We start from the raw sequence: 6,524 nt of genomic DNA, 5'->3' as shown, positions 1-6,524 counted from the left end.
TCAGAAACCAAGACTTTCATTCAGCGGTTAAAATGGGGTTTGGCCACAGACTCTTCTACCTTGAAGTGACTAAAGTTTAATTATTATAACATGTTAACCTGGCAAATTCTTTTGTTTTTTTCATGTTGAATTTTTTGGGAGAAATTAAAGACCATTGGCGATTATCTGGTTGTTTTCTTTTAATTTTAGTCTACTTTAAACTCTACTCAAAAGTTTTGAAGTTTAAAGGTGGGAAGTGGTAAACTTTACGAATGCTGCCATACTTAGTTTTGAAAGTCATGTCAGCAGGATAATTTAAAATTATTTTTGAATCCTAATTGTAAATTTTAAACTCTGGGTAAGACATAAGAGCTTGTAGCCGAATCTTTTTATCAACTTAGTTTCCATGGTTTATTCTAGTCTTGGTTTCTTTCATGCTGGTACAAAGACTTGGACCCAACTAAAATTTGCTTGCGGACAGAGCATAATGGGATTTTTAGGATAAATGAATATTCTTTTTATTGCCGATAGTTATGGTCAACATAGCAAAGTGTTTAGCCCATTCATCCCGATGCTCTGTTTTTTCCGCAAGCTTCTCTAAAATGGGTTACCCAAGCCACTTGTAATGCATTTCAGAAACCAGGACTTTCAATCAGCGGCTAAAATAGGGTTTGGCCACAGGCTCATAAGCTAATCAAAGTCTGCTAACAAAGCCCCGATATGTACCCCATCTATTAAAGAGCTTTGTTGATATTTATTCCTTATTCGCCACTGGGCCTGCTGTAGTTGTTCGTTAACTATACCATTTCTGGTGGCTGTATACGCTTCAATAAAAGCAGCCAGATTATCACACACTTTGAGCAAGTATCCATCCTTGGGATCAAACCGGTCTTCATTATATTGGTTTTGGAGCTGTTCCCAGGTTACAATCCTGGCTTCACCATCGACGATTATTGTGGAATCAAATTCAGATCCTATATCGATACCTAGAAAATACTTAAGTCTGTGTATCAGGTCTTTGTAGCCGCCTGCACTTAAGAGATTAAATACCCTGCGGTCAAGCTCTCTGCACTCATACTCTTTGATTAGATTTCCAATTCGTTTGACAGATTCTTTTACCGGGGAGATGATATCTCGGGTCAAAAGTTCTGGTAGATCATGGAACAAACCAGCAAAAAAATTGTTCTGTCGCCTTCTTGCACATGCACCTACTGCAAGACTAAAAAAATAGGCGTAACAGGCAACAATGAACATATGTCCCAGAACCGATGTTTCTGGGATGCGCGGAGTTTGCGACCATCTTTTTTGAAACCTGAGTTGTCCGGATAAATTGATGAATCTGGCCAGTTCTGTTTTTGGGTCATTAATCAATTCGGGTACTCCAACCAGGTCAGTGTATCTTTTTAATCCGTTAAAAAAATTTTCTTCTATCTCTTTTAACTCTTCATCTTCTTTGTTTAATTCTTTGATCAAACTGAATTCCCACTGACTAGCAAAAATGTGGGCTGCATCCAAAATTCTGCGAGCTAGAGAAGTATTATCTTCATTAGTGAAATAATGCTCTAGCTTATGCCAAAAGTCTTTTCCTAAAGGTTGTACTCTGGGTTGTAATTGCTCCAAGACCCACTGTGTCAGTTGATAATAATGAGCAGGGTTAGCTTTGATCTTATAAAATATGGGAGGCTTGATATCAGTGATAATGAGCCGGTAAAGATAATCAAAAATCCCTCCCAGGATTATCTCTTCAGCTAGAGCATCCTTTTCTTCCTTCGGTACTTTTTTTGCGTTCAGAATATAAAGAACAAAGGCCAGAATCATTTTATGGCCTTGTTTATCGACCTCTACCAATTCCATGGGCCTTAACTTATCATTCCACCTTTTCATAAAGGAGCCCGAAAAAATGAGTTGCAAAAGACTCTTTCTTATACTAGGCACTTTTTCCTCCGTTCCCGGTTTTTATTTTTTTTTTAGACTTTAGGGTTTGAAGTTAAAAGTCAAGTTTCAGTTTTTTTGTCCACGGTTTTTTGTCTAGCTTGTCATGTGGTTAAAGTAATGTATTACTTGCTAAATTAACTTGAAATCCACCGGTTGACAATTTTTAACTTCAGGTTCTATTTTATTTTTTAGTTGACAGACTTGCTAAAAAAAAATATAGACACTCTCTTTAGTTCAGCGAGGAGAAATGACATATGAAAACATATAGCCCAAAGCCAGAAGAGATTCAAAAGAATTGGTATTTAGTAGACGCCCAAGGCAAGACTTTGGGTCGGATTGCCACGGAAATTGCCAAAAGGCTAAGGGGAAAACATAAGCCTGAGTTTGCCCCTCATATTGACACTGGAGACTTTATTGTTGTTGTTAACGCAAAGAAAGTGAAGGTTACAGGTCAAAAGCTGGAGAAGAAAAAGTATTATCGTCATACTGGTTATCCAGGGGGGCTGAAAGAGACGACTTTAGCTGAAATGATGGAAAACAAGCCGGAAGAAGTGATCAGGCGTGCCGTTAGGGGAATGCTTCCCAAAAATCGTCTTGGCCGGGCTATGCTGAAAAAGTTAAAAGTTTATTCAGGCCCTGATCATCCACATGGTGCCCAACAACCTCAAGCTTTGGAATTCTAAATAGTATAGTTGGAGATAGCTATGACTCAAGATTTTTTCTACGGTACAGGCAGAAGAAAGACATCAATTGCACGCACAAGGCTTTATAATGGGAGTGGTCAAATTATTGTCAATGGTCGCCCGTATAATGAGTATTTTCCTCGGGCCACCTTGCAAATGATTATTAAGCAGCCTCTAGAGTTGACCAAGACTGAGGGTAAATTTGATATTAAGGTCAATGTTAAAGGGGGTGGGCTGGCCGGACAGGCTCAGGCCATTAAGCACGGTATAAGCAGAGCTCTCCTGGACTTTGACCCTGAACTTCGACCTGTACTGAAAAAAGCCGGATTTCTGACCCGCGACGCTCGAGTCAAAGAAAGAAAGAAATACGGCCAACGCGGTGCGAGAGCCAGGTACCAATACTCAAAACGTTAGTAAAAATGACACTTCCCCTCATGAAAGGCAGGGCCACAATAGTGGTTCTGCCTTTTTTTGTCTTTCGTTCCATAGCCTTCGCAGTGCGCAATTGGCATCTGTGCACCATGTGTTACAATGGTAAGTCTTTTTACGAATGTTATTGCAGGGCCGGGTTAGTCTTAGACTGCTCTAAATCAAGGGTTTAAGTATAATGAAACATTTTCTTCCTAACTTGGTTTATGCCGATGAACAGGGCAATATTTATGATGAGCCTGGTTTAAAAATGCTTTGCCGCCAGGGAAATGACTTTGCCTTGCCCCGTCCTGATGAGCTCATTCCCTTACCTCCTGAAAGCGAACTTTACTTATTGCCGGATAGAGGAGCCCTGGGGTTTGATCCTCAAACAGGCAATATCGAAGCTATTGAAGGGACGGCCGTAGCTGCTTTTGTCTGTCCGGGCTACACTCTAGCTGGACTTCCAGCCTATTTAACAGGAGAGAGAGCTCCCAGGCTTCCCCTTTTTGCTTATGGAGCTGTAGGATATTTTCAGGGGAAATTTTGGGTGGCAGCCAAACAGATAGACAAAGATAGGCGACAGGTTTTTGCCCACATTCCACAAAAGAAGATCAATATCGGAGCACACAGACTTTTAAAAAAATATCCTCGTAACCGTTTGGTGAAACATCTTGCCAGGTGTGCCTTAAATTATTGTTGCCCGGCAGCTAAAAATTTGGCCCTGGGTAGGTTCGAGGCCCCACTCCCTACATCCCGGTCTTGCAATGCCCGCTGTATTGGCTGTATTTCTCTTCAGCCAAAAGATTCTGGTTTTCCATCTACGCAGAATAGAATCGATTTTACCCCAACCAGCGAAGAAATAGTTCAGATAATGTCCTGGCACGGCCAGAAAGAAAAGAAACCTATTTATTCTTTTGGGCAGGGGTGTGAAGGAGAACCATTAACTGAGGCACAATTAATTCTTTCCGCTATTGAAGCTTTTCGTTTGAAGGGAGGTAAGGGGACTATTAATATCAATACTAATGCCAGTCTGCCTGAAACCATAGCCCCGTTGGCCCAGGCCGGACTTACATCCATTCGGGTTAGTCTAAATAGTGCGGACAGGGATAGATATACAAGTTATTATCGTCCGCAAAATTATACTTTTGACCAAGTGGTCCAGTCCATTCGTGAGGCTAAAAAAAACAATCTCTTTGTCTCTTTAAATTATCTATTTTTCCCGGGCATAAACGACACTGAACAAGAGGTTGAGAGCCTGATTGCTTTAATTCGGGAAACCAAGCTGGATTTTATCCAAATGCGCAACTTAAATATCGATCCAGAGCTCTATTTAGAACACATCAAAGCTAACCTGGGGCCGCGACTAGGGCTTAAAAATTTTTTGAAAAGAATAAGAAAGAATTGTCCCTGGGTAAATTTCGGTTATTTTAACCCCTATTTGGGTTAAGGTTTAAAGTGTTGGGTAAATGGGGGGAGAGTCTTTTGGCCTTTCTCCCCGGTAACTAATATCAGTTAAAACAAAACTTGAACCGCTTCTTCCCCTTCCTCCCTGGCTTCAATTTGTCCAATTTCCCAAGCCGGACAATCCAAGGCGTTCAAGCGGGACAGAACATCCTCTTTTATTTCCGGAGAGACAACAACCATAAATCCAATACCGCAATTAAATATCTGAAGCATTTCCTCCCAGGAAAGGCCTCCCAAATCTTTTAGCCAGTTGAAAACCGGGTGTATTGCCCATAGACCAAAATTAATGCGCGCCTTTAAGCCTTTGGGCAAAATTCGGGGGATATTATCATAGAAGCCTCCTCCTGTGATGTGCACAAGTCCTTTTATCTCCATGTCTCGAAGTAGATTCAAAATAACGGGCGCATAAATTTTGGTTGGTTCGAGAAGAACTTTACTTACTTTTTGTTCTGTTCCGGGAAAATTATCATCACCTTTCAGACCTGAGTCGGCCAAGAGCTTTCGGACCAGAGAGTAACCGTTGGAATGAAGCCCAGAGGAAGCCAGGCCAATAATGATATCCCCGTTTCTTATTCCAGACCCGTCAATTATTTTTTTATTATCCACAATACCAACACAAAATCCAGACAGATCATACTCTCCAGGGGCATAGAAATCCGGCATCTCTGCTGTTTCACCTCCGAGCAAGGCACATCCAGCTTGTTTACATCCATGGGCTATGCCCTCAATTACTTGCTGTGCTTTTTCAATCTCAAGTTTGCCGGTAGCAAAATAGTCCAGAAAAAATAAAGGCTTAGCTCCTTGTACAACAATGTCGTTGACACTCATTGCTACCAAGTCAAGACCAATGGTGTTATGAATATCAAAGGTAAAGGCCAATTTTAGCTTTGTGCCCACTCCATCTGTGGCCGCTACCAAAACCGGGTCTTGGATGTGATTTAAGTCCGGGCGAAAAAGTCCGCCAAAACCTCCAATATCGGTCATGACCCCCTTGGTAAAAGTGCTGGCCACAATGGATTTAATGCTTTGGACAAGCCGATTTCCGGCCTGAATATCAACCCCTGCTTCTTTATAAGCCCGATCTCTATTGTTCATCTTTTCTCCTTAATATATAAAATTTATTGACAATCTTAATTCAACTTTACGAGTTAAATGGAGAGTACATTTTCTTCAATGTTAACAAAGACTTGGACACATATAAAGTTTACTTACGGGCTGTGCATAAAGGGATTGTTAGTTAAAAGTTATTCAAAACATTTTCTGCATTCATGATGTAGCTCGAAAAATTTGTAGGGTAGTCTTCCCATGCACAGCTTTCCCGCAAGCTTCACCAAGATTGGGTTACCCAAGCCGTTTGTAATGCATTTCAGAAACCAAGACTTTCAATCAGCGTAAAATAGGGTTTGGGCACAGACTCTGTTACCAAGTCCATTTGCAATGATTTTCAGAAAGTGCGCTCTCCAAAAGGATAGAAATTGTAGGGTGTTAGATAACTCGGAAAGTTGAGTTATCTTAATTTAAGTGTTGAGTATTTTAAAAAAATCCCTGTACAATTATTATGTTCATGTTTAATTAAAAAGCAATACTTGTCTATTTGACTAAATTCAAGGTGGAATCATGGGCCTCAAAAAAATTATCCTTACGTTACTTTTCTTTTTGGCTGCGGCCAGTCCCGTCCTTACGAGAGAAAGACAGGATATTTTTATTGGCACAAAAAATCAAACAGGAATCTTCATTGGTAAAGAGCCAGGGACAGGTGACTTTATTCTAGAAGTTTCCCCCATGGAGCAAGACCAGGGAAACACTTGCGACTTTGAGCAAGTTATTATCAGTCCGGAAATTAATATCCACGTCAATTTAAACGGTACCTTAGTTAAATAATCTTGCCTCAACTTTCGGAGTTAATTTGCGAGCGCATTTTCTTCAATGCTAACAAAGACTTGGACACATCTACCCCGGTTGAATACTGGCAAAGCCAGCCCAGCTTCGCTGGATTCAACGGGGTAAAAGGCTTGCTTGCGGGCTGTGCATAATGGGGTTAGTCAATAGAAT

6 protein-coding genes are annotated in these 6,524 nt (G+C 40.8%); 4 read left to right on the top strand and 2 right to left on the bottom strand.

Annotated elements, in window-relative coordinates:
- Window positions 1–669: 669 nt before the first annotated feature.
- Window positions 670–1,914, bottom strand: a complete 1,245-nt coding sequence (locus AC3WVG_RS10870; protein WP_488798137.1) for an HD domain-containing protein — start codon at window positions 1,912–1,914, stop codon at window positions 670–672.
- Window positions 1,915–2,168: 254 nt separating this feature from the next.
- On the opposite strand from AC3WVG_RS10870, the gene rplM reads away from it, so the two are divergent.
- From rplM to AC3WVG_RS10855, 3 genes are all read left to right on the top strand, one after another.
- Window positions 2,169–2,597 carry a 50S ribosomal protein L13 gene (gene rplM, locus AC3WVG_RS10865; RefSeq protein ID WP_252379838.1) on the top strand — a complete coding sequence of 143 codons (429 nt, stop codon included), beginning with the start codon at window positions 2,169–2,171 and terminating at the stop codon, window positions 2,595–2,597.
- 21 nt (window positions 2,598–2,618) lie between these two features.
- Window positions 2,619–3,011, top strand: a complete 393-nt coding sequence (rpsI, locus tag AC3WVG_RS10860; RefSeq protein WP_488798136.1) for a 30S ribosomal protein S9 — start codon at window positions 2,619–2,621, stop codon at window positions 3,009–3,011.
- Between the two features lie 193 nt (window positions 3,012–3,204).
- Window positions 3,205–4,455, top strand: a complete 1,251-nt coding sequence (locus tag AC3WVG_RS10855; protein ID WP_488798135.1) for a radical SAM family protein — start codon at window positions 3,205–3,207, stop codon at window positions 4,453–4,455.
- A gap of 65 nt (window positions 4,456–4,520) precedes the next feature.
- Here AC3WVG_RS10855 and purM read toward each other — a convergent pair whose 3' ends face one another.
- Window positions 4,521–5,567, bottom strand: a complete 1,047-nt coding sequence (gene purM, locus AC3WVG_RS10850; protein ID WP_488798134.1) for a phosphoribosylformylglycinamidine cyclo-ligase — start codon at window positions 5,565–5,567, stop codon at window positions 4,521–4,523.
- Between the two features lie 522 nt (window positions 5,568–6,089).
- On the opposite strand from purM, the gene AC3WVG_RS10845 reads away from it, so the two are divergent.
- Window positions 6,090–6,353 carry a hypothetical protein gene (locus AC3WVG_RS10845; protein ID WP_488798133.1) on the top strand — a complete coding sequence of 88 codons (264 nt, stop codon included), beginning with the start codon at window positions 6,090–6,092 and terminating at the stop codon, window positions 6,351–6,353.
- Window positions 6,354–6,524 lie beyond the last annotated feature (171 nt).

It is taken from the genome of Desulfovulcanus sp. (genome assembly GCF_982781345.1).
The sequence above is the reverse complement of the archived record's forward strand: the minus strand, read 5'-3'. Positions and strand labels throughout refer to the sequence as shown.